Annotated in this window: 24 protein-coding genes and 1 riboswitch; of the genes, 13 read left to right on the top strand and 11 right to left on the bottom strand. The window is 71.1% G+C overall.

The window, feature by feature from the left end; translation table 11 throughout:
- Window positions 1-108 precede the first annotated feature (108 nt).
- Window positions 109-1,812: a fumarate hydratase gene (locus Q1K33_RS16875; protein WP_300405898.1), complete on the bottom strand. Its 1,704-nt coding sequence runs from the start codon at window positions 1,810-1,812 to the stop codon at window positions 109-111.
- Window positions 1,813-1,876: 64 nt separating this feature from the next.
- A riboswitch (TPP riboswitch) is annotated at window positions 1,877-1,987 on the top strand.
- Between Q1K33_RS16875 and thiE the strand changes: the two genes are divergently transcribed.
- The 9 genes from thiE (at window position 1,984) to Q1K33_RS16830 (ending at window position 11,206) form a co-directional block, all read left to right on the top strand.
- Window positions 1,984-2,586, top strand: a complete 603-nt coding sequence (gene thiE / locus Q1K33_RS16870; RefSeq protein WP_300405897.1) for a thiamine phosphate synthase — start codon at window positions 1,984-1,986, stop codon at window positions 2,584-2,586. Its footprint overlaps the riboswitch before it by 4 nt.
- Complete coding sequence (gene thiO / locus Q1K33_RS16865) at window positions 2,586-3,578, top strand: glycine oxidase ThiO (RefSeq protein ID WP_300405896.1); 993 nt, start codon at window positions 2,586-2,588, stop codon at window positions 3,576-3,578. Before thiE ends, thiO begins: the two co-directional genes overlap by 1 nt.
- The gene (thiS, locus tag Q1K33_RS16860; RefSeq protein ID WP_300405895.1) at window positions 3,575-3,775 is read left to right on the top strand and encodes a sulfur carrier protein ThiS; all 201 of its coding nucleotides are present in this window, start codon (window positions 3,575-3,577) and stop codon (window positions 3,773-3,775) included. Before thiO ends, thiS begins: the two co-directional genes overlap by 4 nt.
- A complete protein-coding gene (locus Q1K33_RS16855) occupies window positions 3,772-4,548 on the top strand; it encodes a thiazole synthase (RefSeq protein WP_300405894.1) in 777 nt (258 codons plus the stop codon). Before thiS ends, Q1K33_RS16855 begins: the two co-directional genes overlap by 4 nt.
- The gene (locus tag Q1K33_RS16850) at window positions 4,545-5,114 is read left to right on the top strand and encodes a thiamine phosphate synthase (RefSeq protein WP_300405893.1); all 570 of its coding nucleotides are present in this window, start codon (window positions 4,545-4,547) and stop codon (window positions 5,112-5,114) included. The genes Q1K33_RS16855 and Q1K33_RS16850 overlap by 4 nt, the downstream gene beginning before the upstream one ends.
- The gene (thiD, locus tag Q1K33_RS16845; RefSeq protein ID WP_300405892.1) at window positions 5,111-5,926 is read left to right on the top strand and encodes a bifunctional hydroxymethylpyrimidine kinase/phosphomethylpyrimidine kinase; all 816 of its coding nucleotides are present in this window, start codon (window positions 5,111-5,113) and stop codon (window positions 5,924-5,926) included. The genes Q1K33_RS16850 and thiD overlap by 4 nt, the downstream gene beginning before the upstream one ends.
- Complete coding sequence (gene thiC, locus Q1K33_RS16840) at window positions 5,923-7,623, top strand: phosphomethylpyrimidine synthase ThiC (RefSeq protein ID WP_300405891.1); 1,701 nt, start codon at window positions 5,923-5,925, stop codon at window positions 7,621-7,623. Before thiD ends, thiC begins: the two co-directional genes overlap by 4 nt.
- 61 nt (window positions 7,624-7,684) lie before the next feature.
- On the top strand, window positions 7,685-9,484 hold the full coding sequence (locus Q1K33_RS16835; protein WP_300405890.1) for a sulfatase-like hydrolase/transferase: 1,800 nt from the start codon (window positions 7,685-7,687) through the stop codon (window positions 9,482-9,484).
- Between the two features lie 15 nt (window positions 9,485-9,499).
- The gene (locus Q1K33_RS16830; RefSeq protein ID WP_300405889.1) at window positions 9,500-11,206 is read left to right on the top strand and encodes a sulfatase-like hydrolase/transferase; all 1,707 of its coding nucleotides are present in this window, start codon (window positions 9,500-9,502) and stop codon (window positions 11,204-11,206) included.
- A 39-nt stretch (window positions 11,207-11,245) separates the two neighbouring features.
- Here Q1K33_RS16830 and ugpC read toward each other — a convergent pair whose 3' ends face one another.
- The 5 genes from ugpC to Q1K33_RS16805 form a co-directional block, all read right to left on the bottom strand.
- Window positions 11,246-12,442 carry a sn-glycerol-3-phosphate ABC transporter ATP-binding protein UgpC gene (gene ugpC, locus Q1K33_RS16825; protein ID WP_300405888.1) on the bottom strand — a complete coding sequence of 399 codons (1,197 nt, stop codon included), beginning with the start codon at window positions 12,440-12,442 and terminating at the stop codon, window positions 11,246-11,248.
- 4 nt (window positions 12,443-12,446) lie between these two features.
- Window positions 12,447-13,280, bottom strand: coding sequence for a carbohydrate ABC transporter permease (locus Q1K33_RS16820; protein WP_300405887.1), 834 nt, complete (start codon window positions 13,278-13,280; stop codon window positions 12,447-12,449).
- Window position 13,281: 1 nt separating this feature from the next.
- Window positions 13,282-14,229, bottom strand: a complete 948-nt coding sequence (locus Q1K33_RS16815) for a sugar ABC transporter permease (protein WP_300405886.1) — start codon at window positions 14,227-14,229, stop codon at window positions 13,282-13,284.
- A complete protein-coding gene (locus tag Q1K33_RS16810) occupies window positions 14,226-15,458 on the bottom strand; it encodes an extracellular solute-binding protein (RefSeq protein WP_300405885.1) in 1,233 nt (410 codons plus the stop codon). Before Q1K33_RS16810 ends, Q1K33_RS16815 begins: the two co-directional genes overlap by 4 nt.
- 199 nt (window positions 15,459-15,657) lie before the next feature.
- Window positions 15,658-16,629 carry an alpha/beta fold hydrolase gene (locus Q1K33_RS16805; RefSeq protein WP_300405884.1) on the bottom strand — a complete coding sequence of 324 codons (972 nt, stop codon included), beginning with the start codon at window positions 16,627-16,629 and terminating at the stop codon, window positions 15,658-15,660.
- A gap of 87 nt (window positions 16,630-16,716) precedes the next feature.
- On the opposite strand from Q1K33_RS16805, the gene Q1K33_RS16800 reads away from it, so the two are divergent.
- Window positions 16,717-17,541 (top strand): alpha/beta fold hydrolase, encoded by an 825-nt coding sequence (locus tag Q1K33_RS16800; RefSeq protein WP_300405883.1) that lies wholly within the window; start codon window positions 16,717-16,719, stop codon window positions 17,539-17,541.
- Window positions 17,542-17,616: 75 nt separating this feature from the next.
- On the opposite strand, the gene glpX is transcribed toward Q1K33_RS16800, so the two are convergent.
- Window positions 17,617-18,651, bottom strand: a complete 1,035-nt coding sequence (glpX, locus tag Q1K33_RS16795) for a class II fructose-bisphosphatase (protein WP_300405882.1) — start codon at window positions 18,649-18,651, stop codon at window positions 17,617-17,619.
- Between the two features lie 77 nt (window positions 18,652-18,728).
- On the opposite strand from glpX, the gene Q1K33_RS16790 reads away from it, so the two are divergent.
- Window positions 18,729-19,340, top strand: a complete 612-nt coding sequence (locus tag Q1K33_RS16790) for a DUF4245 family protein (protein WP_300405881.1) — start codon at window positions 18,729-18,731, stop codon at window positions 19,338-19,340.
- On the opposite strand, the gene Q1K33_RS16785 is transcribed toward Q1K33_RS16790, so the two are convergent.
- Genes Q1K33_RS16785 through Q1K33_RS16775 form a run of 3 tightly spaced genes read right to left on the bottom strand, consistent with a single transcriptional unit; the run spans window position 19,324 to window position 21,209 of the window.
- Window positions 19,324-19,545 carry an exodeoxyribonuclease VII small subunit gene (locus Q1K33_RS16785; RefSeq protein ID WP_300405880.1) on the bottom strand — a complete coding sequence of 74 codons (222 nt, stop codon included), beginning with the start codon at window positions 19,543-19,545 and terminating at the stop codon, window positions 19,324-19,326. The genes Q1K33_RS16790 and Q1K33_RS16785 overlap by 17 nt on opposite strands.
- On the bottom strand, window positions 19,535-20,815 hold the full coding sequence (gene xseA, locus Q1K33_RS16780; RefSeq protein ID WP_300405879.1) for an exodeoxyribonuclease VII large subunit: 1,281 nt from the start codon (window positions 20,813-20,815) through the stop codon (window positions 19,535-19,537). The genes Q1K33_RS16785 and xseA overlap by 11 nt, the downstream gene beginning before the upstream one ends.
- Before the next feature lie 10 nt (window positions 20,816-20,825).
- Entirely contained in the window at window positions 20,826-21,209 is a 384-nt protein-coding gene (locus tag Q1K33_RS16775; RefSeq protein ID WP_300405878.1) for a GntR family transcriptional regulator, read from the bottom strand.
- A gap of 49 nt (window positions 21,210-21,258) precedes the next feature.
- Here Q1K33_RS16775 and Q1K33_RS16770 point away from each other — a divergent pair, with 49 nt between their 5' ends.
- Entirely contained in the window at window positions 21,259-22,119 is an 861-nt protein-coding gene (locus Q1K33_RS16770) for a PfkB family carbohydrate kinase (RefSeq protein WP_300405877.1), read from the top strand.
- A 436-nt stretch (window positions 22,120-22,555) separates the two neighbouring features.
- Window positions 22,556-22,900: a hypothetical protein gene (locus tag Q1K33_RS16765; RefSeq protein ID WP_300405876.1), complete on the top strand. Its 345-nt coding sequence runs from the start codon at window positions 22,556-22,558 to the stop codon at window positions 22,898-22,900.
- A gap of 226 nt (window positions 22,901-23,126) precedes the next feature.
- Here Q1K33_RS16765 and Q1K33_RS16760 read toward each other — a convergent pair.
- On the bottom strand, window positions 23,127-23,792 hold a 666-nt coding region (locus Q1K33_RS16760; RefSeq protein WP_300405875.1), incomplete at its 5' end, for an HNH endonuclease signature motif containing protein.

Below are 23,792 nucleotides of genomic sequence, written 5' to 3'. Positions count from 1 at the left end.
ATCCTTGACGGCGGGAGCAGGTCGGCTACGCGCGCGGCCCCACCACCGCCACCACAGGCACCGCCACCACAGGCACCGCAACCACAGGCACCGACCCCGAAGGAGCGGCTACTCCGCCGACCGCACCCGGATCCCGGCCCCGCCGATGGAGCTCAGCGGCACGGTGACGGCCCCCGACGGGTCGGTGAAGAAGTCGTTGCCCTTGTCGTCGACGACGATGAAGGCGGGGAAGTCCTCGACCTCGATCTTCCAGACCGCCTCCATGCCGAGCTCGGGGTACTCCAGCACCTCGACCGACTTGATGCAGTCCTGCGCGAGCCGCGCAGCAGGGCCGCCGATGGAGCCGAGGTAGAAGCCGCCGTACTCGTCGCAGGCCTCGGTGACCTGCTTGGACCGGTTGCCCTTGGCGAGCATCACCATCGAGCCCCCTGCTGCCTGGAAGGACTTCACGTAGGAGTCCATCCGGCCGGCGGTGGTCGGACCGAACGAGCCCGACGCGTAGCCCTCGGGAGTCTTCGCCGGACCGGCGTAGTAGACGGCGTGGTCCTTGAGGTACTGCGGCATCTCGCCGCCACCGTCGAGGACCTCCTGGATCTTGGCGTGGGCGATGTCGCGGGCCACGACGAGCGGCCCGGTCAGCGCCAGGCGCGTCTTCACGGGGTGCTGGGTCAGCTCGGCGAGGATGTCGGCCATCGGCTGGTTGAGGTCGATCCGGACGACGTCCGCGTCGGCGGCCAGCTGCTCGTCGGTGGTGTCGGGCAGGTACTTCGCCGGGTCGGTCTCGAGCTGCTCGAGGAAGACGCCGTCGGCGGTGATCTTGCCCAGCGCCTGACGGTCGGCCGAGCAGGAGACCGCGATCGCGACCGGGCACGAGGCCCCGTGACGGGGGAGCCGGACGACGCGGACGTCGTGGCAGAAGTACTTGCCGCCGAACTGGGCGCCGATCCCGAACGACTGGGTGAGCTTGAAGACCTCCTCCTCCAGCTCCAGGTCGCGGAAGCCATGGGCATCCATCGAGCCCTCGGTCGGCAGGTTGTCGAGGTAGTGCGCCGAGGCGTACTTCGCGGTCTTGAGGGCGAACTCCGCACTGGTGCCGCCGATCACGATCGCCAAGTGGTACGGCGGGCACGCGGCGGTGCCGAGCGAGCGGATCTTCTCGTCGAGGAAGCTCAGCATCCGCTTCGGGTTGAGGATCGCCTTGGTCTCCTGGAAGAGGAACGACTTGTTGGCCGAGCCGCCGCCCTTGGCCATGAAGAGGAACTTGTACTCCGGTCCCTGGGAACCCTGGGTGGTGGAGTAGAGCTCGATCTGGGCCGGCAGGTTGGAGCCGGTGTTCTTCTCCTCGTACGTCGTCAGCGGCGCGAGCTGTGAGTAGCGCAGGTTGAGCTTGGTGTAGGCGTCGAAGACCCCGCGGCTGATCGCCTCGGCGTCGTCGGCCCCGGTCAGCACGCCTTCGGCCTTCTTGCCCATCACGATCGCCGTACCGGTGTCCTGGCACATCGGGAGCACGCCGCCGGCGGAGATGTTGACGTTCTTGAGCAGGTCGGTGGCGACGAACCGGTCGTTGCCCGACGCCTCGGGGTCGTCGATGATCTTGCGCAGCTGGGCCAGGTGCGCGGGGCGCAGGTAGTGGCTGATGTCGTGCATCGCCTCGGCCGTCAGCCGCTGGATCGCCTCCGGGTCGACCTTGAGGAAGGTCTGGCCGTCGACCACGGTGGTCGTGACGCCCTCCCGCGTGATCAGGCGGTACGGCGTGTCGTCGGCGCCCGTGGGGAGGAGGTCGGAGTAACGGAATTCGGTTTCGGTCGCCACGAGCCACCAGATTACGCCTCGGTCGACCTGGCTGCGTCGGCGGTTCAGCAGTTGCTACGGTGGCGTCATCCACCACGGGAGTCCACGGCAGTGGGCTGAGATGGGGCTGAGGCCGCTCCGACCGTTGAACCTGATCCGGGTCATGCCGGCGAAGGAAGCGAGGAGCTTTCCGTGTCTCACCGTGTGCTGCCGTCCCTGTTCTGTCTCGTCGGGCCCACCGACGACCTCACCGTCCTGGCGGATCTCGCCGCAGCAGGCGTGCGGGGGTTCCAGGTCCGGGCGAAGGGCCGCCCCGACCGCGAGGTCCTCGAGCTGACCCGACACGTGCGTGGACAGGTCGAGGGACACGGCGCGCTCGTCGTGGTCAACGACCGGGTCGACCTGGCGCTGGCGGCCGGCGCCGCCGGCGTCCACCTGGGGGCCGACGACCTGCCCGTCGCCGACGCGCGCCGGATCGCGCCGCACCTGCTGGTCGGGGCGACGTGCCGGGACCGTGCGCAGGTGATCGCCGCGAGAGAGGCCGGGGCCGACTACGCGGGTCTCGGTCCGGTCTTCGCCACCGACAGCGTCGCGGGGCTGCCCGAGCCCCTCGGGCCGGAGTCCGTCCGCCGCGCCGCCGGCGTTCTTCCGCTCGTGGCGATCGGCGGGGTGACCGCCCCACGCGCGGCCGAGGTACGAGCCGCGGGCGCCGACTCCCTTGCCGTGATCGGTGCGATCTGGCGACAACCCGACCCTGTGGGTGCCGCGAAGGAGCTGCTCGACGTGATCGCGTGATGCGCGTCGAGGTCCTCGGGGCCGGGATCGTCGGACTCGCGGTCGCCGACGAGCTGGCGCGCCGTGGGTACGGCGTCGAGGTCGTCGACCCGGACCCGGGACGCGGGGCGTCGTACGCCGCCGCCGGGATGCTGAGTCCCTCCGCCGAGGTCTGGCACGGCGAGCAGGCACTGCTCGAGCTGGGGCGACGGAGCCTGGCGCTGTGGCCCGACTTCGCCGACTCGCTGGGCGTCCGGGTCCACTGCACGGGGACGCTCCTCGTCGGTCGTGACGCGGGAGACCTCCAAGAGGTGGATCGCCAGGCCGGTCTGGTCGACTCGCTCGGCGGCTGCGTCGAGCAGGTCGACGCGCGCACCTGTCGGCGGCTCGAACCGACGCTCGCCACTGTCGCCGGAGGTGCGCTCCTGCCCGAGGACCACAGCGTCGACCCACGCGCTGTGCTCGGCGCACTGCTCGACCGGGTCCCGGTGCAGTCGACGTCACGCGGTGCCGACCTCACCGTGATCGCGACCGGGGCCGTGCTGCCCCAGCCGTACGCCGCACTGGTGCGGCGGGTGAGCGGCGAGGTGGTCCGAGCACGCACCGACGACCCGCCGCGGCGGACGGTGCGCGGGTGGGCGCGCGGAGAGGCGGTCTACGTCGTTCCTCGCCCGGGCGGCGAGGTCGTCATCGGAGCGACCAGCGAGGAGCACGACACCGCGGCCAGGGTCACCGTCGGCGGAGTGGCCCGACTCCTGACGGCCGCCCGCGAGCTGCTGCCCGGCCTGGACCGTGCCGAGCTGGTCGAGACCACGGCCCGCGACCGACCGGGCACCGCCGACAACCTGCCGCTGGTCGGCCCGACCCACGAGCCCGGCGTGATCCTCGCCGCGGGGCACTTCCGCCACGGCGTGCTGCTGGCGCCGCTGACCGCCCAGCTCGTCGCCGACCACCTCGACCACGGACACCTCGAACCGACGACCGACCCACGACGACTCCTGGAGCCCAGATGACCGAGTCCTTGACCATCCTCCTCGACGGGGAGCCGGTGCGAGCCGATCCCGGGAGCACCCTGGGGGACGTCGTCGATGTCGGCCACGGGTGCGCCGTCGCCGTCAACGGGCAGGTCGTCCCGCGCGCCGAGCACACGAGCACGGTCCTGGTGTCCGGGGACGTCGTCGACGTGGTGACGGCGGTGCAGGGCGGATGACGACCGACACGCTGAGCATCGGCGGGGTCAAGCTGGCGTCGCGACTCTTCCTGGGCACCGGTGGACTGGCCCGGCTGGCGCTGCTGCCCGACGTCCTGGCCGCTGCCCGGCCCTCGCTGGTGACCGTCTCGATGCGACGCTCCTCGGGACGTGACGACGGCGGGCTCCTGGCCACCCTCGCCGCAGCCGGTGCGCGGGTCCTGCCCAACACCGCTGGGTGCACCACCGCCAGGGAAGCGGTGCTGACCGCGCACCTGGCCCGCGAGGCGCTGCACACCGACTGGGTCAAGCTCGAGGTGATCGGCGACGAGATCAGCCTGCTGCCCGACGTCATGGAGCTGATCGAGGCAGCCTCGATCCTCGTGCGCGACGGCTTCGTGGTGCTCCCCTACACCACCGACGACCCGGTGGTCGCGCGTCGCCTGGCCGATGTCGGCTGCGCCGCGGTGATGCCCCTGGGATCCCCGATCGGGTCGGGGCAGGGTGTGCTCAACCCGGCGGCGCTGGAGGCCGTCGCCGCCTCGGTGGACGTGCCGGTGGTGCTGGACGCCGGCATCGGCACCGCCTCGGATGCCGCACTGGCCATGGAGCTCGGGTGTGCCGCGGTCCTGGCCGCGACCGCGGTGACCCGGGCCGACGACCCGGTCGCGATGGCACGGGCCGTGCGGCTCGGGGTCCAGGCGGGACGGGAGGCCCGTCGTGCCGGCCGGATCCCCCGCCGTACGTCGGCGCGGGCGTCGAGCCCGGTGCGCGGGAGGGTGGGAGCGCCGTGATCCCGCGGTTGATGGTCCTCACCGACCGCCGGGCTCTGCGCCGCCGGCGCGGGCTCAGCGAGGTCGTCCAGGAGTGCGCCGACGCCGGACTGACCCACGTGGTCGTGCGTGAGCACGATCTCCCCACCGCCGAGCGCAGCGACCTCGTCGCCGAGCTCGCTGCCCACTGTGGTCTGACCGTGCTGGCCTCCCGTCGCCCGGACCCGGGTGCGCACGGGCTGCACCTGGCCGCCACGCAGCCGCTGCCGCCGGGTCGGCGCCCGCCCGTGTTCGGACGTTCGTGTCACGACGTCGCCGAGCTCGCACGCGCGGCCGCCGAGGGGTGCGACTACGCCACGCTGTCGCCGTACGCGACGAGTGCGAGCAAGCCGGGGTACGGGCCGCCGGTGCCGGCGGAGCTCTTCGCGAGCAGCCCGTTCCCCGTGCTCGCCCTGGGCGGTGTCCATCGTGGCAATGCTGCGCAGGCGCGCGCTGCCGGCGCCCACGGCGTCGCCGTGATGGGTGCGGTGATGCGGGCCCAGGACCCGGCACGCGAGGTCGCCGACCTGGTGGCGGCGCTGCGATGAGCCCCACCCCTCCGGTCGCCTGCACGATCGCCGGCACCGACTCCGGTGGGGCCGCCGGGGTCGCGGCCGACCTCACGACCTTCTCCGCCCTCGGTGTGCACGGAGCCTGCGTGGTCACGGCGGTGACCGCGCAGGACACCCTGGGCGTGCGCGCTGTCCACGCCGTGCCGCCCGACGTGGTCGCCGCCCAGCTGGACGCGGTCATGGAGGACCTCCCGGTGGCCTGTGTGAAGACCGGCATGCTCGGCAGCCCGGATGTCGTGCGCCTCGTCGCGGCGCGGGCAGCCGCGCTCCCGCTGGTCGTCGACCCCGTGCTCGTCGCGACGAGCGGAGCGGTGCTGGGCGGCGCCGACGTCGTCGGCGCCTACCGGGACCACCTGCTCCCGGTCGCCACCGTCGTCACGCCCAACCTGGACGAGGCGCGCACCCTGACCGGCCTCGACGGGCCCGCGCCCGACCTGGCCCGTCGCCTGGCGGATCTGGGGACCACAGTCGTGCTCACCGGCGGAGCGGACGGCATCGACTGGCTCGCCCGTCCCGGCAGCCCGCCCGAGCCGGTCCGGCACGCACGGGTCCGGACGACCAACGACCACGGCACCGGCTGCACCTTCTCGGCCGCCCTGGCCGCCCTGGTGGCGAGCTCGGCCGACCGGCGCGTCGACGTCGAGGTCGTGGGAGCCGCCGCGGAGTTCACCCGCGCCCGCCTCGTCGTCGGCAGCGACTGGCGGCTCGGCCGCGGTCGAGGACCCGTCCCCCACATCGCACTCCCTGCACGATCCACCGCACCACCCCACGAAATGAGGAACCGATGACCGTCCACGAAGCCCACACCCGGGTCCTGGTCCAGGGCCCCGAAGGCCAGCGCAGCGACATCCAGGTGCCCGTCACCCGCGTCGCACTCACCAACGGAGACACCTTCGACCGCTACAGCACCGAGGGCCCGGGCTCGGTGCCCGAGCAGGGCCTGCCGCCGATCCGGCGCCCGTGGATCCTCGAGCGCGCTGACGTGGAGGAGTACGACGGCCGCGCCGTCGAGCTCCTCGACAACGGCTCACGAGCAGTGCGTCGCGGAGCGGTCCACCAGCCGTGGCCGGGGCGCACCGGGCGGCCCCTGCGCAGCGTCGCGGGCAGCCGCGCGACCCAGCTGCACTACGCCCGGGCCGGGGTGGTCACCCCGGAGATGCTGTTCGTCGCGACCCGGGAGGGCTGCGAGGCGGAGCTCGTGCGCAGCGAGGTGGCCGCCGGCCGCGCGATCATCCCGGCCAACGTCAACCATCCCGAGGCGGAGCCGATGATCATCGGGCGCCGGTTCCTGGTCAAGGTGAACGCCAACATCGGCAACTCCGCGGTGACCTCGGGCATCGACGAGGAGGTCGACAAGCTCACCTGGGCGGTGACGTGGGGCGCCGACACCGTCATGGACCTCTCCACCGGCGACGACATCCACACCACCCGCGAGTGGATCCTGCGCAACAGTCCGGTGCCGATCGGCACCGTGCCGATCTACCAGGCGTTGGAGAAGGTCGACGGCGAGGCCGACCGGCTCACGTGGGAGATCTTCCGCGACACCGTCATCGAGCAGTGCGAGCAGGGCGTCGACTACATGACGATCCACGCCGGCGTGCTGCTGCGCTACGTGCCGCTGACCGCCGAGCGGGTCACCGGCATCGTGTCGCGCGGCGGGTCGATCATGGCGGGCTGGTGCCTGGCACACCACCAGGAGAACTTCCTCTACTCCCACTTCGACGAGCTGTGCGAGATCTTCGCCCGCTACGACGTCAGCTTCAGCCTCGGCGACGGGCTGCGTCCCGGCTGCACCGCCGACGCCAACGACGAGGCCCAGCTCAGCGAGCTGCGCACCCTGGCCGAGCTGACCGCCCGCGCCTGGGAGCACGACGTACAGGTGATGGTCGAGGGCCCCGGACACGTGCCGCTGGACCTCGTCGAGCGCAACGTCACGCTCCAGCAGGAGTGGTGCCACGGAGCGCCGTTCTACACCCTGGGGCCGCTGGTCACCGACATCGCTCCGGGCTACGACCACATCACCAGCGCCATCGGTGCTGCCACCATCGCGATGCACGGGACCGCGATGCTCTGCTACGTGACGCCGAAGGAGCACCTGGGGCTTCCCGACCGCGATGACGTCAAGACCGGCGTCATCACCTACAAGCTCTCCGCGCACGCGGCGGACGTGGCCAAGGGGCACCCTCGGGCCCGGGAGTGGGACGACGAGCTGAGCAGGGCACGCTTCGAGTTCCGGTGGCACGACCAGTTCGCGCTCTCCCTGGACCCGCACACGGCCCAGGCCTTCCACGACGAGACGCTCCCGGCCGAGGCCTCCAAGACGGCCCACTTCTGCTCGATGTGCGGTCCGAAGTTCTGCTCGATGCGCATCAGCCAGGACGTGCGCGACCGCTTCGCGCAGGACGGGATGGAGCGCAAGTCGCGCGAGTTCATCGAGCTCGGGGCGACAGTCAACGTCCCCCAGTCGCCGCGCGAGGAGGAGTAGGGCACCGCCCGGCGAGTTCGTTCACGATGGTCACCAGTCACGAGGCAGGATGGGCCGCGTCATGGGTAGAGCAGGTGGAGGGCACGGGCGCGCCGTGCTGGGGGCGGTCGGCATCCTCGTCGCGGGGGTCGCGCTCGCGCTGCTGCCGGCGGCGATCCCGGCCCCGCCCGGCGGGGCCGGACAGTCGAACCTTCCTCTCGCTGCCGGGTCCGACGACCCCCCTCCGGCGGTGCGAGTGCCGCCCGAGCGGGGACCCGCCGGTCCGACTCCTACCGCCACACCCGAGCCGCCTCCTCCCGCCGGACCGCCCAACATCGTGCTGGTGGTGATGGACGACTTCTCCACCGAGCTGCTGCGCACCATGCCGAACGCCCTGGCGATGCAGCAGCAGTCGGCGACGTACGACAACGCCTTCGTGGTCAACAGCCTGTGCTGCCCCTCGCGCGCGGCGACCTTCACGGGGTTGCCGCCCCACCTCAACGGTGTGCTGTCCAACACCTCGGGAGGACCGCTGGGGGCGTTGGGCGGCTACCCGGCCTTCGAGGACAACGACGACGCCGCGCGCTCCTACAACGTCTCTCTTCAGGAGGCCGGCTACCGGACCGGGTTCGTCGGCAAGTACCTCAACGAGTACGAGCCGCCCCGGACCTCGCTCGGATCGAGGATCGCGCCGCCGCTCATCGAGGGCTGGGACGACTTCGAGTCGGTCAGTGGTGGTGCCTATCAGGGGTGGGGCTTCTACCGGACCAGCATCGAGGGCGACGGCGAGGACGCGGCCCTCACCCTGCGCGAGTACCCGCGTCCCGACCGTGACCTGGAGTCGATGCGCAAGGTCGACAAGACGTACGCCGGCACGGTGATCGCCGAGCGCGCCCTGCGGCTGCTGCGCCGCTACGAGAAGCGGGACAAGCCCTTCCTGCTCCATGTCGCTCCCTACGGCACCCACGGCCGCACCGCACCGTCGTACCCCGGCGAGCCGATCTTCCCGCCCGCGTTGCGCGACCGGCCCAGCGAGAAGAGCCCCGACGGCAACTGCGGTGCCGTGCCGTGCACCGAGCTCAGCGTCGCGGACCTGCCCGGATACGCGGATCCCAGCGCGGACAACGTGCCGTTCCGGATCGACGAGGCGGGCACCGTCAGTCTCGCCGAGTCCTGGCGCACCGAGCCGTTCCGGCTGACCGAGGAGCAGGGCTCGCGGTGGTACCGCGAGCGTGCCCAGATGGCGCAGTCCATCGACCGGATGATCGGACAGATCGGGGCGTCGGTCGACGACAACACCTACCTGATCGTCACCTCCGACAACGGCTTCCACCTCGGCCAGCACAGCCTCAACGGGGGCAAGGGCCTGCCCTACGACTCCGACTCGCGCGTGCCCCTCGTCGTCGCCGGACCCGGTGTGGTCCCCGGGCGGCGCGAGCAGGTCGTCAGCAACATCGACCTCGCCTCCACCATCGAGGCGCTGGCCGGCGCCGAGCCGAGCGGGGAGCGCGCGGGCCGCAGCTTCGCCGAGACCCTCGGCACACCGACCGCTCCCGGTGGGCGCTACGTGTTCATGGAGCACACCTACGGGCCGGTGCTGCCCGGCGAGCCGGACGCCGACCTCGGCAGCGGCGGCAGGCTGGACATCATCCCCTCCTACGTCGCCGTCCGGGGCGAGGAGGGCCTGCTCGTCCGGGTCGACCTCGACCGGACCTTCTACGGCGACGACTTCGCCTGGGAGCTCTACCGCTACGACCGGCCGTGGGAGGACGTCAACGTCTTCGACTCCGACCACGACCTGCCCTACGCGCGCGAGCTGCGCCGTCGGCTCGAGGCCTGGGTGGACTGTGCGCCGAAACGCTGCGCACGACTGAGTCGCTGACCTACCGTTCGGGTCATGGGGTTCTTGGCTGGTCGTGCACTGCTCGGCGCTGTCGTGGTCACGCTGCTGGTCACGCTGCTCCCCGCGGGGCAGCTGGCGACCGCCGCCGCGACGGGAGGTCCGACCACGCGCTCCGGCGTCACCACCGAGCCGGTGCGACCCAGCTTCGTGGTGGTGGTGATGGACGACGCGTCCCTGGAGCTGGTGCGCTCCATGCGCACGTTGCGTGCTCTGCAGCGCGAGGGCGCGACGTACGACAACGCCTTCGTGGTCAACAGCCTGTGCTGCCCCTCGCGCGCCGCGACCTTCACCGGTCAGCCGCCCCACCTCAACGGCGTGCAGACCAACACCAGCGGGGGACCCGGTGCCGACCTCGGTGGCTGGCCCGCGTTCCGGGCCCACCGGGGTCCGCAGCGCTCCTACAACACGGCGCTGCAGCGCTCGGGCTACCGGACGGCGTTCCTGGGCAAGTACCTCAACGAGTACGAGCCCGGGCGTGCCCCGGGTGGCGCTCGCACGCCACCGCCGGTGGTGCCGGGCTGGGACGAGTTCGAGTCGATCTCCGGCGAGGGCTACAACGGCTGGGGGTACTACCGCACGACGACCCGGGGCGCCGGTGGGTCGGGCCTGCGGCTGGTCCACCATCCCCGGCCCGCGGAGTCGGCCTCACGCGCGGTCAAGGACAAGGCGTACGTCGGGACGGTCACCCAGCAGCGAGCCACCGCGCTGGCTCGGCGACTCGAGAAGGGCGCAGCGTCCGGGACGCCGTACCTCCTGCACGTGGCGACCTACGCCTCGCACGCCCGGATCGTGCCCGCCTGGCGCAACGACCCGGTCTTCCCGGCCGCCTTCCGTGACCGACCCTCCAGCGCGAAGCCCGGTGGCAACTGTGGACCGCGTCGTTGCTCGCGACTGACGCTGCGCGACCTGGCCGGGTACGGCGACGACCCGTCCGACAACCGGCCGTACTACGTGAAGCGCGGCAAGGTCACCCGGGCTCCCGCATGGCGCAGGCCGATCGGTCGGCTCAGCCGGGAAGCCGCACTCGTCCGCTACCGCGACCGGGCACGGATGGTGCAGTCGGTCGACCGCACCCTGCGTGGCCTGCGCCAGGTGATCGGTCCCGACACCTACCTGATCGTCACCTCCGACAACGGCTTCCACCTCGGCCAGCACGGGCTCAACGGCGGCAAGGGCACGCCGTACGACTCCGACACGCGGGTGCCGCTCGTCGTCACCGGCCCCGGCGTCGTCGCCGGTCGCAGGTCGGGCTACGTCAGCAACATCGACCTGGCGCCCACCATCGAGACGCTCGCCGGCCGGACGCCGTTGCGCTTCCGCGCCGGGGCCAGCTTCGCTGCGAGCCTGGGTGACCCGGCAGCCGACCGGGTCGAGGGCGCCGCGTTCACCTTCTTCGAGCACACCCAGGGGCCGGTACGCCCGGGGGAGCCGGACGCCGATCCCGGTAGCGGGGGACGGCTGGACGCGATCCCGTCGTACGTCGCCGTGCGCAGCGACGACGGGTTGCTGGTGCGCGTGGACCTGGACAAGGCGCCGGGGCGGACCGACCACGCCTGGGAGCTCTACCGCTACCAGCGGCCCTGGGAGGACACCAACGTGTTCAAGCGTCAGCACGACAAGCGCTACGTCCGCCAGCTGAAGCGTCGGCTCCTGGCATGGGTCGACTGCGGCCCGAAGCAGTGCCGCCGTCTCACCCGGTAGTCGGGTGGGACGGCGGCGCAGGCATCGCAGGGACCGCGGCTACACGGTGGTCAGGGCACGCTCCTCGAGCCGACCGGCACGCTCGCGGTCGACGGTGAGGTTCTCCCCGGTCGCCGGGTCGAAGAGGTGCAGCTTGTCGGTGTTCATCCAGATCTCGGCCTCGTCGCCGGCGGCGACTCGGCTGGAGCCGTCGAGCCCGACGACGAGTTGGGTGCGCAGGGAGTCGCCGTCGAGGTCCTTCTCGAGCTGCGTCAGCTGGTCCCGGACCTCGTCGGGGGCCTCGAACGGGACGTAGGCGTAGGCCTCGTTGCCCAGCCACTCCACCCGGTCGACGGTGGCGTGGAAGGTCGAGCCGCCCTGCTTGTCGGCGACCGCGGCGTCCTCGAAGTCGCCCGGGCGCACGCCGGCGATCAGGAGTCCGCGGCCCTCGGCCTTGGCGGCCTTGGCAGCCGGGATCTCGACCGAGCCGAAGGGCAGCTGCACCGACGTGCCCTCCACCGTGGCGGGCAGGAAGTTCATCGGCGGCGAGCCGATGAAGCCGGCCACGAACAGATTGCCGGGGTTCTCGTAGAGCTCACGCGGGGTGGCCAGCTGCTGCAGGACGCCGCGCTTGAGGACGGCCACCCGGTCGCCCAAGGTCATCGCCTCGGTCTGGTCGTGGGTGACGTAGACCGTGGTGATGCCCAGCCGCTTCTGCAGGCGGGCGATCTCGCTGCGCATCTGGCCGCGCAGCTTGGCGTCCAGGTTGGACAGCGGCTCGTCGAAGAGGAACGCGTCCGCGTCCCTGACGATCGCCCGCCCCATCGCCACCCGCTGACGCTGGCCACCCGAGAGGTTGCCGGGCTTGCGCTCGAGGTGCTCGTCGAGCTCGAGGGTCGCCGACGCGGCGCGCACCTTCTCGTCGACCTCGGAGTCGGGAGCCTTGGCGAGCCGGAGGGGGAAGGCGATGTTCTCGTAGACCGTCAGGTGGGGGTAGAGCGCGTAGTTCTGGAAGACCATGGCGAGGTTGCGGTCGCGCGGCGCGAGGTCGTTGACCCGCTTGTCGCCGATCATCATGTCGCCGTCGGTGATGTCCTCCAGCCCCACGATCATCCGCAGCAGCGTGGACTTCCCACACCCCGAGGGGCCGACGAGGATCATGAACTCGCCGTCCTGCACGTCGATGCTGACGTCGTTGACGGCGGGGAACCCGTCGCCGTACTTCTTGACGATGTTCTTCATGTCGATGGCAGCCATGGGGTCAACCTTTCACTGCGCCGGAGGTGAGACCGGCGACGATCTTGCGCTGGAAGAGCAGAATGATGATGACGATCGGGATCGTGGAGATGACCGCCCCGGCGGCCAGCAGGGACGCCGGCCGGTTGAACGGGTCGGAGCCCACGAAGAACGACAGCGACGCCGGGATCGGGCGGGCCGCCTCGGTCGAGGTCAGCGAGATGCCGAAGACGAAGTCGTTCCAAGCGAAGAAGAACGTCAGGATCGCCGCGGTGAACACACCGGGGGCGGCGAGCGGGACGATGACGCGCCGAAAGGCCTGCCAGGACGTGGCGCCGTCGACCTGGGCCGCCTGCTCCATCTCCCAGGGGATCTCGCGGAAGAAGGCCGACAGGGTCCAGATCGCCAGCGGCAGCGTGAAGGACAGGTAGGGGATGATCAGCCCGGGCCAGGTGTCGTAGAGACCGACGGCGCGCCACAGGTCGAAGAGCGGCCCGACGAGCGAGACCACCGGGAACATCGCGATCACCAGGGCCATGGTCAGCACCAGCTTCTTGCCCCGGAACTCGAGGCGGGCGATGGCGTAGGCCGCGAGGGTCGCGATGAGCACCGACAGGGTGGTGGCGATCAGGCTGATCCCGATCGAGTTGATGATCGCCCGCCGGAACTGGTCGTTGGCCAGGACGTCGGCGTAGTTCTGCCAGCCGGCGCCGTCGCCGGAGGCCGGGAAGAAGCCGGGGCTCCCGTTGGTGATGGCGGTCTGCGACTTGAAGGACAGCGAGATGATCCAGGCCACGGGAAGCAGGCACCAGGCGAGGATCAGCAGGACGCCGACGGGCAGTCCGATCTTGTTCTTCATCTCACTTCTCCTGTCGTGCGTCGGCGAGGTCGACCCGGAAGATCTTGACGATCAGGAACGCGATCAGGATCACCGAGAGGAACAGCAGCACCGAGAGCGCGGAGCCGATCCCGATCTGGAACTGCTCGATGGTCTGGCGGTAGGTCAGGAAGCTGATCGACTCGGTGTTCACCGCCCCGGCCGTCATCACGAAGATGTTGTCGAAGATCCGGTAGGCGTCCAGGGCGCGGAAGAGGACGGCGACCATGATCGCCGCACGCATGTTGGGCAGGATGACCTTGACCAGGCGCTGGGTCCACGTCGCGCCGTCGACCTTGGCGGCCTCGATCATGTCCTCCGAGACCTGCGCGAGGCCGGCCAGCAGCAGCAGCGACATGAAGGGCGTCGTCTTCCAGATCTCCGAGACCATGATCGCGATCACCGCGGGAGTCGTCTCGCCGAACCAGTTGAAGTTCTCGCTGATGCCGGGCAGCCAGTTGTTGACGAAGCCGTTCTGGAAGCTGAAGGCGAACTGCCAGGCGAAGCCCGAGACGACCGTGATGATGCCGTAGGGGATCAGGATCGAGGTACGGATGATGCCGCGGGCGAAGATCACCCGGTGCATCACCATGGCGAAGGCGAAGCCGATGACGAGCTCGAAGCCGACCGTCACCACCATGTAGAGCACGGTGACGCCGGTGGTCTTCCAGAAGAGCGGGTCGCTCAGGGCGACGCCGTAGTTGCCCAGCCCGATGAACTCGCGGTCGTCAGGCGCGGTCAGGGAGTAGTTGAACAACGACAGGTAGAGCGCGCGCAGCATCGGGAACGCGGTCACCAGGAGCATCAGCACGATCGCCGGAGCCACCAGTCGCTGCCCGAGCCGGGCCTCGGCGCGCATCCGGTCGCTGGCGACCGGCTTGCCCGAGCTGGGCCTCTCCCGGTGGGCGGGTCGTTCGGCCTGGATCGTCACAGCAGTGCCTTCCCGTCGAGGACCTCGCGCAGGAACTCGGCAGAGTCCTCAGGGGTCGAGTCCGGACTGACGCTGGTCGGCGAGTGCCACACGCTCTGCACAGCCCCGGAGATCAGGGCGTAGTAAGCGCTCTTGGGCCTGGCGCCACCCTCGTCGAGGCTGGTCTGCCACAGGTCGAGCAGCCCCTCGGGGTACTCGCTCAGCTCGGGAGAGTCGTAGACCTCGCCGCGAGCCGGCATCAGGCCCTCGTCCCGGGCGAGCGCCTCCTGCGCCTTCGAGGTGGTAACGCACTGAGCGGCCTCGAGGGCGAAGTCGGGATTCTCGGTGAAGGCGCCGACGGCGATGTCGATGCCTCCGACCGGCGGGGCCGACGGTTGGTCGGCCACCGTGCGCGGGTAGCGGGCCCAGCCGAGGTCGTCGAGGTCGTCCTTGGTCAGGTCGCCGCTCTCGACGAGGTCCTGGTAGTTCTTGTAGACGAAGGTCCAGTTGGTCATGAACTCGCCGGCCCCGCCGTCGGGGTACATCTGGCCGAGGCTGGTGCCCTCGTTGGACACGGTGAGGTCGCTCTGTGCGGCGTCGGAGTCGGCCAGCTTCTGGATGATCGCGGCGGCCTTGCGGCCCGCCTCGGAGTCGATGTCGACCTGGGCTTCCTTGCCGGCCTCGGTGTCGGAGACGATGTCGCCGCCGGCGCCCAGGATCATGGCGTTGATCAGCACGACGTACGCCTCGTAGCGGTTGGCCTGGATCCCGACGGTGCCGTCGTTGTCGGCGGCCGCCTCGATGATCTGGTCCCAGGTGACGGTGTCGTCCATGGTGAGGTCGGCCGCCTCGGCCAGGGACTTGCGGAACCACACCACCTGGGTGTTGGCCCACTGCGGCGCGGCGAAGACCTGGTCCTCCCACATGACGGTGTCGAGCGGACCGGCCAGGATGCCGTCGGTGACCGCGTCGGCGGCCTCGCCCTCGAAGGGCAGCAACCACCCGGCGTTGGCGAACTCCGGGACGAAGACCGGGTCCAGACTCATCAGGTCGGTCGAGGAGTCCTCGGCCGCCAGGCGCCTGGCCAGCTGGGTGCGCTGGTCGGTCGCCCCGCTGGGCAGCAGCTGGATGTCGATGTCGTAGTCGGCGGTGCTGCACTGCTCCGCCAGGGAGGTCAGCGTGTCGACCCCGTCAGGATTGACGTACCAGTTCAACGTCGGTGGACCCGAGCTCCCGCAGGCCGTCAGCATGGAGCTCACCACCGCCCCGGCACTCAGTGCTACGACTTTTCTGACCTGGTTCCGTGGCGCTCTGCTCGTCACGCCATCGTGCGTCGCCATGAGGCTCCTCCCGTTGTGCTCCTCGCCACCTTGGCCCTATCGGGCGTGGGTGTCTAGCCCACCGAGGGGTGTGCCCGGGGTCGTACCCGGGAGCGGCGGGGTCGAGGTGTCAGCCGGATGCCCGGTCGGCGTTGCGGCGGATCGCTCGGGTGAAGGTCTCGTCCAGGGCTGCGGGGAGGTCGTGGCCCATCTGGTCGATGAGCAGGAGATCGGCCCCGGGGACGGCCGCGGCCGTGGCGCGCCCGCCGGAGACGTGCACCATCTTGTCGGCCAGGCCGTGGATCACGACGGTCGGCACCGCAAGCCCTCGCAGCAACGGCTCCCGGTTGGGTTGCGTCACGATCGCGGCCATCTGCCGGGTCAGCCCGGCGAGGCTCACCCCGCGCTCGTAGGTCTCGGCGGCCCGCTTCTCCGTTGCCTCCTGCGGCTGGCGGTAGCCGGGGGAGCCGATGATCCGCCACGTGGTCACGCTCGAGCGGATGTAGCCCTCGCGGCCCGACGCACGACCCAGCAGGTTGCGGAAGAGGCTCGGGTGCTGCCAGCCGACGTTGCGCCTGCCCGTCGTCGACATGATGCTCGCCAGGGAGCGGACCCGCCGAGGCTCGGCCACGGCCATCGTCTGCGCGATCATCCCGCCCATCGACACGCCGGCCACGTGCGCGGAGTCCAGGCCGAGGTGGTCGAGCAGGCCGAAGGCGTCGGCGGCCATGTCGGCCAGGGTGTACGGCGGTCGCGTCCGCACGCCGGTGAACCCGCGGACCAGCATCGACCGCGTGACCTTGCCGGAGCCCCGGCTCGAGCGACCGGCGTCGCGGTTGTCGAAGCGGACGACGTAGAAGCCCGCCTCGGCCAGCCGCGTGCACAGGGCCGGCTCCCACCACGTCATCGGACCGCCCAGTCCCATCACGAGCAGCAGCGGATCGTCGTCGGGATCGCCGAAGGTCTGGTAGCACAGCTCGATCTCCGCCGAGACCGGCGCGAACAGCTCCTCGGAGACGACGACGGACGGCGTGGTCGCGGCCGTGCCGGCGGGGGCCGTGGCGGCCTTCCTGGTGACCTTGTCGGTGGGCGTGCGGGGCATGCCCCCAGTCAACCTCAGGCGTGCAGAACATGTGCACCGACCCGGTTTTCCTGTGACGCGATGTAACACGTGCGTAATGTGGGTCACATGAGCGACAGCCCGCTGGCATCCTTCCTGCTCCCGCAGGGCTTTGCCCGCCCCCACCTGGTGTCCCTGCTCCACGAGGCCCGCATCGTCGGCGAGGTCGGTCGGTACGCCGTACGGACCTGCGAGGAGCGTCGGTCCCGACACGCACGGACCTCCGGGGATCGTGCCGCGGCGGGGGCCGACCCGGTGCTGCTGATCCCCGGCTTCCTCGCCGGCGACGCGACGTTGTCGGCCATGTCCAGCAGCCTGCGCCAGCGTGGCTTCCGTACCTATCGCAGCCACATCCTCGCCAACGTCGGCTGCACCCTCGAGTCGGTCGACGCGCTGGAGGGTCGCCTGGAGGCGCTGGCGGAGCGCCGCGGGTCGAGGGTCCAGATCGTGGGGCACAGCCTCGGCGGGATGATCGCCCGTGGGCTGGCTGCGCGGCGGCCGGACCTCGTCTCGGGCATCGTCACCATGGGCAGCCCGATGCTGGCGCCCGCGGCGCACCACCGCGTGCTGTCGTGGGGCGTCGACGCGCTGGTGCAGCTCAGCCGCGTGGGACTGCCCGGCCTCATGTCCGCCGAGTGCGTGGCCGGCCCGTGCGCCCGGCAGAGCTTCGACGAGAGCCGGGAGCCGCTGGCGCCCGGGGTGGGCTTCACCGCCATCTACTCCCGCCGCGACGGGATCGTCGACTGGCGCGCGTGCATCGACCCGATCGCCGTACCGGTGGAGGTCACGGCGTCACACTGCGGCATGGCCGTCGACCCACGGGTCATCGACGCCGTGACCGAGGCGCCGTTCGCGAACAGCGCCGGCGCGGAGCGGCTGAGCCGGATCGCCTGAGCCCTACCCCGACTTCGTTCCTGAGTCGGGCGGCTTGCTCAACCTGTCGGCGTTGCACGTCCTCGCAGGCTCGGACTAGACGCCTCCGAAGTCGATCGCCGAGAACGGGCGCAGCTTCTCCAGGCGGTGCTCGGAGGTGATGGAGCGGATCGTGCCGCTGCGCGAGCGCATCACGAGCGAGTGGGTGCTGGCGCCGCCGGCGGTGTAGCGCACGCCCTTCATCAGCTCGCCGTCGGTGATCCCGGTGGCGACGAAGAAGCAGTCGTCTCCGGTGACCAGCTCGTCGGTGGTCAGGATCGTCTCGGGGCTGAGGTCGTGGCCGGCGTCGAGGGCCTTCTGGCGCTCGTCGTCGTCGGTCGGCCACAGCCGACCCTGGATGACGCCGTCCAGGCACTTGAGCGCGCAGGCGGCGATGATGCCCTCCGGCGTGCCGCCGATCCCGAGCATGAGGTCGATGCCCGTCTCGGGCCGGGCCGCCATGATGGCGCCGGCCACGTCGCCGTCGGAGATGAACTTGATCATCGCGCCGGTGGCGCGGATCTCCTCGATGAGCTTGCTGTGGCGCGGGCGGTCCAGGAGGACGACGGTGACGTCGGTGGCGCTCTTGCCCTTGGCCTTGGCAACCTGGTGGATGTTCTCCGCGACGGGAAAGCGCAGGTCGACGACGTCGGCTGCCTCGGGGCCGGTGACCAGCTTGTCCATGTAGAAGACGGCCGAGGGGTCGTACATCGATCCGCGCGGCGAGACCGCGAGCACCGAGACGGCGTTGGTCATGCCCTTGGCGGTCAGGGTGGTGCCGTCGATCGGGTCGACGGCCACGTCGCACTCGGGGCCGGTGCCGTCGCCGACGCGCTCCCCGTTGTAGAGCATCGGGGCGTTGTCCTTCTCGCCTTCGCCGATCACGACGGTGCCGGCCATGCCGATCGAGGAGATCATCACTCGCATCGCGTTGACCGCGACGTCGTCGGCGCCGTTCTTGTCGCCACGCCCGACCCAGCGTCCGGCCGCCATCGCGGCGGCCTCGGTGACGCGCACCAGCTCGAGAGCCAGGTTGCGGTCGGGAGACTCGGGGGCGACTTCGAACTCGGGCACAACCGCGTCGGGGCTCATGGCCCGCATGGTATCGGCTGAGCGACGCAGGGCGGGGTGTACCCCGAGGGGCGGTACCGACCTGCGAAGATCGCGTGGTGAGTGAGCAGGGGACGGACAGCGACCAGGAGAGCCCGGGGCGCTACAACCGCAGCTTCGGCGGACTGACCGCCTCCGTCGTGGTGATCGTGGTCCTGGTGGTGGGCATCTTCCTGCTGCGCGACCTGGTCTTCGGCACTCCGCCCGAGCCGCAGCCGGAATCGGTCGAGTACCTCGACTCGGTGCAGCAGCTGCAGCAGAACGGCTTCGACGTCGTCTACCCGGTCAGCCTGCCGGAGGACTGGATCGTCACCGAGGTGGGCGCCGAGCTCGGCGAGCAGCCGTCGTACCGCTTCAACCTCTACACCTCCGACGAGGAGTTCGTCGGGATCCGACAGGAGAGCCTGGAGAGCGCCAGGCTCGAGGAGCTGCTGGAGCAGTACGTCGACGAGAAGACCGGCCGTGAGGATCCCCTGATCGACGTCGGTGACATCGCCTCCACGTGGGAGGGCTGGTCGGACGACGGAGGGGACGTCGCCTACTCCGCCGAGGTCGCGGGGACGACGGTGCTGGTCTTCGGGGACGTGCCGGCCGACGAGCTGGCCGACCTGGTGTCACGGCTGGGGACCGACGAGGTGGCGACGCCCGAGCCGGTCACTCCGCCGAGCTGACGTCCTTCTCGACGACCGCGTCGAGGCGGGCGCGGGCATTGTCGAGCCACTCCTGGCACGTGGTGGCCAGCGCCTCTCCCCGCTCCCACAGGGCCAGGCTGTCCTCGAGGGTGGTGCCGCCGGTCTCGAGGCGACGCACGACCTCGATGAGCTCCTCGCGAGCCTCCTCGTAGGACGGCTTCTCGTCGGTGGTGTCAGCGGTCATCGGTGGCCTCCTGGCCGTCGGGGCGGCCGGCGGGCCGCTCGGTGGACTGGTCTGCGCGTGAGATCGCGGTGACGTCGGCGTGCACCCGTCCGTCGGCGACGCGCACGCTGACGCGGTCGCCGGCCGAGGCGTCGTCGACGGAGGTCAGGACCGTGCCGTTGGACGCCTGCAGGACGGCGTACCCGCGCTCCAGCGTCGCCAACGGCGAGAGAGCACGGGCGCGAGCACGGTGGTGACCGATGTCGTCGACGGCCCGGTCGAGGGAGTGCCCGACCGTGCGCCGGGCGCGAGCGAGGAGAGCGGCGAGCTCGGCGGTCCGTTCGTCGACGAGCGTGCGGGGGTCTGCCAGGGCGGGTCGCGAGCGGAGGGCGTCGAGACCTGCCTGCTCCCGGGCCAGGAACGAGTAGGTGATCGAGCGCAGCCGCTCCCGCGCAGACGCCACGGCGTGTGCTTCCGCGGCCACGTCGGGCACCACCAGCTTGGCGGCGTCGGTGGGCGTGGCGGCCCGCACGTCGGCGACCAGGTCGAGGAGCGGCTGGTCCGGCTCGTGACCGATCGCCGAGACCACGGGGGTGCGCGCCGCCGAGACCGCGCGCAGCAGACCCTCGTCGGAGAAGGGCAGGAGATCCTCGACCGAGCCTCCGCCGCGGGCGATCACGATGACGTCGACGGCGGTGTCGGCGTCGAGCCGGGCCAGCGCCGCCATCACCTCACCGGCCGAGCGGTGGCCCTGCATCGTGGCGTGGGCGACGCTGAACTGCACCGCCGGCCAGCGCCGGCGTGAGATGTCGAGGACGTCGCGCTCGGCCGCCGACCGTGGCGCGGTGACGAGGCCGACAGTGCCCGGCAGGAAGGGCGGCGGGCGCTTGCGGGCGGCGTCGAAGAGCCCCTCGGCCGCCAGCAGCTGGCGGCGCCGCTCGAGCTGCGCGAGGAGCTCGCCGAGCCCGACCATCCGGATCTCGCGAGCCTGCAGGGACAACGAGCCGCGGGTGGCGTAGTAGGAGGGCTTGGCGTGCACCAGCACGCTCGCGCCCTCCACGAGGGGCGGGTTCATCGAGTCGACGAGCGTGCGCGAGCACGTCACCGGCACGGAGATGTCGGCCACGGAGTCGCGCAGGGTCAGGAACACGGTGTTGAGGCCCGGGCGCTTGCTGAGCTGGGCGACCTGGCCCTCGACCCAGACCGACCCGAGACGGTCGATCCAGCCCGAGATCGCGTTGGCGATCTGCCGGACCGGTGCCGGCTGCTCGGGCGAGGTGTCCAGGGCCATGCCGGGGAGGCTATCCCGCGCCGCCGACGTCGCTGCCACCCCAACGCTGCGTCAGCACGCGGGTGGCCTCGGCGAGAGTCAGGCCGAGGCGGCGAGCTGCGACGGCGTACGCGTCGGCCGCCTCGACGGCGTCCGCCGTCCTCCCGGGGGCGCTGGGGGAGGCGACGAACGTCCCGCGCCGTCCTTCGGTGACCACGATGCCGTCGGCCTCGAGCTCGGTGTAGACGCGCTGGACCGTGCGCACCCCGATGCCGAGGTCGACGGCGAGCTGACGCACGGTGGGCAGGCGGGTGCCGGCGGGCAGCTCGCCGGACGTGGCGCGTGCCGCGATCTGCGAGCGCAGCTGCTCGTAGAGCGGGTCGGTGGACGCGGGGTCGAGCGGCAGCACGGTCACGAGCACGACCGTAGTGCCCGGGGCGGGGCGCGACTGGTAGGCAGGAGCCATGCAGCCCTACGTGCTCGTGGTCGGCGAGTCCCTGATCGATGTCGTCACGACCGAGGACGGCCTGAGCATCGAGCGGCCGGGTGGGAGCGCTGCCAACGTCGCGGTGGCCCTGGCGCGGTTGGGCCGTCCCGTGCGGTTCGCGACGGCGTACGCCGACGACGCGCGCGGTCGGCTGGTCGCCGAGCACCTCGCCGGCTCGGGCGTCGAGGTGGCGAGCGACCCGCACGTGCTGGAGCGGACCTCCAGCGCGGTGGCCACCATCGGCGCGGACGGTGCGGCGTCGTACGACTTCGACCTGGACTGGCGGGTGGGCCCGGTGGAGCTGGACGATCCTCCCGCGTTCGTGCACGCCTGCTCGTTGGGAGCGGTCGTCGAGCCCGGGTGCGACGACGTGCTCGCGCTGCTGGACCGGCTGCCCGATGCGCGGATCACCTACGACGTCAACGCCCGCCCCGCGATCACCGGTGTGGGACCGGAGGTCGTCGCTCGGGTCGAGGCGGTGGTCCGTCGCGCCGAGGTGGTCAAGGCCAGCGACGAGGACCTGGACGCCCTCTACCCGGACCTCGACCTCGCTGGAGCCGCCGCCCACCTGCTCTCGCTCGGCCCGGCTGCGGTGGTGGTGACCCGCGGGGGAGACGGATCGACCTGGTACGACGCGGACGGCGCCGTCTCCGCCCCGGTGCAGATCGCGACCGTGGTCGACACGATCGGAGCCGGGGACACGTTCTCGGCCGGGATCGTCGACGCGCTGTGGGACGGGTTGGACCCGGTGTCCACGTTGGCCCATGCGGCTCGCGCCGCCGCCGTCACGGTGTCACGGCCCGGCGCGGACCCGCCGACGCGGGCCGAGCTGGGCTGACGGACGGGTACAGCGGGCTTGGGGTCGTGGCGGTGCGCATCTTCTGCTGGGAGACAGCCACCTCGCCCGCATCGGACGCGAGCTTCCCCGACTCGGCGAGAACGTCCTCACCCGGCGTCGACGAGTCGCGACTCGGCGAAGGAGAGCGATCGAGCGCCGTGATGGGTCAGTACGCAGCGGTGGCCGCTGCTGTCGCTGAGTCGACCTCCGCGACGCTGGTCGACTCCCAGCCACTGCTCTCGCCCCCTGGGCACCCGAGCGTTCGACGCTGAGACCTTCACCTCAGCGGCGAGGGCTATCGGATGCTGCTGCCTGCCCTGGCGCGGGCGGTTGCTCTGTGATGGACGCTCGAGGTGGCGCGAGAGCACGCCGATGCGCGCGGATCGCGGCATGATCGGGACAAAGCCCTCGGTGCGGGTGGGGCAAGATGCGGCGGGTGCCAGACTCTCGATACATCAGCGCGCGCGAACTCATCCGATTGCTGGAGGCGAGCGAACACCCGCTGGCGATGCAAGCGACACCGTTGCTAGACGCGACAAGCGTCGAACTGCTGCCTGTTTCTCCTGGCGGGCTCGACCTGCACACCTACGAGGTGCGTCTTGCCCGCTTCCAAGATGGGGAGGGCCCGGAGATCCTCGGCCTTGAGGCCTTCGTAGAGGTGCTGAGGACCCCGGTAGCCGATCCTGAGACCCTCTCGTTTCGTACACACGACTATGTGTACGTGGTGCTCCTGGCGGGTGGGCAAGTGGTCGCCGTGACAGGTGTTGCGACGCGGATGTGACGGATCGCTAGTCGGCCCTCTTAGTACGGGCACGGTCGGAGGATGACCGCCCGACTCTCGGCATGAGCGTGCGCTTCGAGCCGGCAGCGAATTCTTGCCTCGCGCCATGACGCTTGCCCAGTACCTGGCGGGCAACTCGGCCTCCAGAGCGTGTCGGACAGGCCGCGGCGAGGTGCGAGCATGCCGATGGCCCCGCTGTGGTGGGCGGGGTGGCGGGGCGGGGTGTTCAGGGTTCGGGTGGCGGCCGGTCGGCCGGTGGGTCGTGGTCGAGGCGGGTGGTGATGGGCATCCGGCCGTGGCGTCGGCCGCGGGTGACGCGGAAGTGGGTGCCGGTGGGGCTGGTCCAGTCGTAGACCCCTGGTTGGGGTGTCTCGTAGGTCCAGGGGGAGAAGGTCTTGGTGCGGTGGTGGCGCCGACACAGGAGTGCGAGGTTGGACGTGGTGGTCTTCCCGCCCGCTGTCGGGTTCTTCTGGTCGAAGGGGTGCCGGTGGTCGAGGTCGGTGTAGCGGGCGGGTCGGGTGCAGTGGGGGAAGACGCAGCACTGGTCGCGGAGCCGGACCTGTTCGGCGAGCTTGACGGTGGGGGTGTAGGCCTGGGTCGAGATCTCGGTGTTGAGGTCGATCACGGGTCTGATGGTCACGGTGTTGCCGACGGTCTGGCACCATGCCTTGATCTGCTCGATCAGGACGTCGTTGCAGGCGGGGTTGTCGAGGGTGGCGTGGGGGCTGTCGGGGTCGAGGTGGGCGTAGATCGTGACCCCACGACCCCCGGTGGTGCCTGAGGTGTGGTCGTCGTCGCCGTCAGGGTCGTCGCCGTCGGGGTCGTCGGTGGCGAGGTCGAGGGCGAGCTGGGTGCGGGCCATGTCGCCGACGGCCATCGCCCGTCGTGCGTC

The sequence above is a fragment of the Nocardioides sp. genome, assembly GCF_029937575.1.
Lineage (GTDB): Bacteria > Actinomycetota > Actinomycetes > Propionibacteriales > Nocardioidaceae > Nocardioides.
The sequence above is the reverse complement of the archived record's forward strand: the minus strand, read 5'-3'. Positions and strand labels throughout refer to the sequence as shown.